The following is a 3,167-nucleotide window of genomic DNA, read 5'->3' on the forward strand; positions in this document are numbered from 1 at the left end:
ACGCCGGGCACGTCGGGTGGCAAGGGTGGCGTGTCGGTGGCGCAGTTGCGGAAGATCATGCCGAACCTGTCGCAGGCGAAGGCGGAGCAGTACCTGCCGCACCTGAACAAGGCGATGGCGGAGGCGAAGATCAACACGCCCAAGCGGCAGGAGATGTTCCTGGCGCAACTGGCGCATGAGAGCGGCGAGCTGCGCTACATGGAGGAGATCGCCTCTGGCGCGGCGTACGAGGGCCGCAAGGACCTGGGCAACACGCAGCCGGGCGACGGCAAGCGCTACAAGGGCCGGGGGCCCATCCAGCTCACGGGCCGCGCCAACTACCGCGCCGCGGGCAAGGCGCTGGGCATCGACCTGGAAGGCAACCCCGCGCGCGCGAAGGATCCGGACGTCGCGTTCCGCATCGCGGGTTGGTACTGGGGCTCGCGCAACCTGAACAGCTACGCGGACGCGGGCAACTTCCGCGAGGTCACCCGCCGCATCAACGGCGGCTACAACGGCATGGCCAGCCGCGAGATGTACTACCGCCGCGCGCAGGACGTGCTGGGCTGAAGCAGGGCCGCGTGCGTGGACGGGCGGGCGTGAGCGTGCCGCCCGTCTGCACGGAGGGATCCTTCGTCCGGATGAGGAGATCCTTCGTCCGGCGTGAGGTCGTGATTCCGGGCACCTGCCCGTGGCGCACCCGCTGCAAGACGTCCGGGTTCCTCCTTCGGAGCGAGCCCGATGTCCCGAATCGATTCTTCCGGCAGCAGCCCTGTTCCCCTCGACAGCCCCCTTCCCGACGTCGCCGGTCCGAAGCCTCGCGACGCCCTGGACGTTTCGCCCCTGGCGTCCAGACGATCCTCCGTCGCAGAGAGCAGCGCCTCCGCGCCATCCACCGCCTCACGGATGGCGCGCAACGAACTGCGGCCTTATGACGGTCCGCCGGGTGCGCCCGCGCAGTCCTCCGTGGCTCCACCGCCGGGTGGCCTCGCGGGGCCCGCCGTGTCCGCCCGGGAGCTCGCGGCGATGGGCGGTCGGCTGCGCCCCGTGTCCGCACCTGTTCCGGAGGACGTCTACGCCACGCTCCAGTCGCACCTGACGCGCAGCCTGTCGAACCCCTTCCTCACCGGCAGCGACGTGCAGGCCACGCACGCGGCGCTCGGCTCCGTTCCGCGCGAGGCATACCGCGCCACGCTGGAGCGCATGGACCGCGATGGGCTGCTCGCCACGTACGTGTCCCGCATGGACGCGCCCTCCCGGCGGTCCTTCCTCGACCAGGCCGCGTTGAACGGGGTCCTCCAGCGGCGTCCGGGTGGCGTCACCGGGGAACTCGGGATGCCTGGACGACCGGAGGTCTTCGTCAATGATCCGAAGCTGCCCGGGGCCCTGCGTGACGCGGTGAATGCCCACGCCACCGACACCGGGCACGCCGCCGTCCAGGCCTACGACGCCTACCTGCGCCGCTATGGCGAAGCCGTGGAGCAGACCGACAGCCTGCGTGCCCTGCGCACGCTCGGGCCGCCCCAGTCGCTGGAGCTGCGCGAAACGGTGCTCGGGCTCGCGTGGGCCGACCCCCAGCGTGAGCGCTACGAAGCCGCCTGGAAGGCCGGGCTCGGCCGTCCCCAGGCATCCCAGGTCCAGGCCTACGAAAAGGCCACGGCCCGCGCGCTGGTCCTCTCCGGACAGCAGCCCGCAGGGGTCTTCCTCACCGCCGAGGCGAGCGCGTCCCACGACCTGTTCAAGCTGAAGTCCGAGGCCCGCCTCGAATCGCGCGGAGCCTCCGAAGTGCGGACGCAAGCGGGCGCCGTCGCGAAGGCCGGCCCCCTGGAACTGGAGCTGATGACGGATGCGCACGGCAAGACCGAGGCGGAGCTCCAGCTCAGCGCGGGCATCGCCAGCGTGAGCCGTGACTCGGAGGGCAAGACGGAGTTGTCCCTCGGAGTGGGCCCTCATGCCCGGGCCCACGCGAACCTCAACCCGCGCGCCGCGGAGTTCGGTGGCGGGGTGGCCTTCGAACTCTCCGACAAGTCCCATCAGCACCACGCCGGCCTCAAGCTGGGCTACGGCCTGCGCGGCCTCTCCTCCGAGCGTGCCGCCCTGGCCGTGCGCGATGACATCCCCGGGGTCTTCAGCCGCCCGAAGGACCTGGATCCTGGCATGGCCTGGGACGCGCTGCCCGCGGAGCGCCGCGCCCTCTACGAACGGCAGGGCTGGACGCGTGAGGAATGGGCCGAGGACTCGCGGCGCCCGTCACCGCACGTTCGTGGGCAGTAGCTTCTCCACCACCACGATGTCGTGCCACACGCCGTCGAGTGGGGCGTGCTTCTCATGGACGCCCACCTCGCGGAACCCCAGCCGCCCGAGCAGCGCGCGGCTGCGCACGTTGGTGGCGAAGACGCGCGAGGTGAGCTTGTGGAAGCCCGCCGCCTCCGCTGCCTCCAACAGCGCCTGGAGCACGTGCTGCCCCACGTTCCGGCCCCGGGCCTCCGGGGCCACGTAGATGCTGAAGTCCGCGATGCCCGCGTAGCACTCGCGCGGGCTGTAGGGGCTCGTGGAGGCGTACGCGATGACGCGGCTGGCTTCCTCCGCCACGAGCACCGGGTGGCGCTGGCCCAGCCACGCGTCGATGTCCTCGAGCGTGCGGGGGCGCGTCTCGAAGGTGGAGGCCCGTTCGGCGAGGGCCGCGTTGTAGATGGCCGCGATGGCTTCGCGGTCCTCGCGCGTGGCGGGTCTCACGGCGGGGAGGGGTCTCATCATCGCTTGGACGCGGGCTGCGGCGCGGGGGCTTTCGGATCCGGTCCCGGCCGCATCGTCCAGGCGGCCCACAGCGCCAGGTGCCAGGGCAGGAAGAGGGGCCAGACGGGACCTGAATGGATGAGTCCCACGATGCTCGCCGCGCTCCATCCCGCCACCAACAGCCACAGGCCCCACATGCCACCGACATGCAAAGTCCGCTTCCCCAGCCCGAGCCCGAAGAGTGCGCACAGCGTGGGAATCCACACCGCCAACAAGGCGGGGAAGAAGGGCTCCGTCAAGGGATGGTCCCGGTCGAAACCCTGGAAGCTCAAGACCAACTGTCCCAGGGCGACGATGCCTGACTGGTACAGCGCGGACAGCAGCGTGGCGACGACGCCCACCGCCCCGGGGCCCGTGTAGGGCCCGGCTTCGGGGCTGGGGCGGGAGCGGGG

General features: G+C 71.3%; 4 protein-coding genes. 2 read left to right on the plus strand and 2 right to left on the minus strand.

All coding sequences use genetic code 11. The features are described 5' to 3' along the window. On the plus strand, nucleotides 1-549 hold a 549-nt coding region (locus D7V88_RS40100), incomplete at its 5' end, for a glycoside hydrolase family 19 protein (RefSeq protein WP_279636142.1). Between the two features lie 336 nt (nucleotides 550-885). Beyond that, nucleotides 886-2,253: a hypothetical protein gene (locus D7V88_RS40105; RefSeq protein ID WP_120545772.1), complete on the plus strand. Its 1,368-nt coding sequence runs from the start codon at nucleotides 886-888 to the stop codon at nucleotides 2,251-2,253. Here the strand turns inward: D7V88_RS40105 and D7V88_RS40110 are convergent. Together D7V88_RS40110 and D7V88_RS43395 are read right to left on the minus strand one after the other, a co-directional pair. Next, the gene (locus D7V88_RS40110; protein WP_208726743.1) at nucleotides 2,230-2,715 is read right to left on the minus strand and encodes an arsinothricin resistance N-acetyltransferase ArsN1 family A; all 486 of its coding nucleotides are present in this window, start codon (nucleotides 2,713-2,715) and stop codon (nucleotides 2,230-2,232) included. The genes D7V88_RS40105 and D7V88_RS40110 overlap by 24 nt on opposite strands. A gap of 17 nt (nucleotides 2,716-2,732) precedes the next feature. Further along, the coding region (locus D7V88_RS43395) for a hypothetical protein (protein WP_208726744.1) at nucleotides 2,733-3,167 on the minus strand (435 nt) is incomplete at its 5' end.

The sequence above is a fragment of the Corallococcus terminator genome (assembly GCF_003611635.1).
Taxonomy (GTDB): Bacteria; Myxococcota; Myxococcia; order Myxococcales; family Myxococcaceae; genus Corallococcus; species Corallococcus terminator.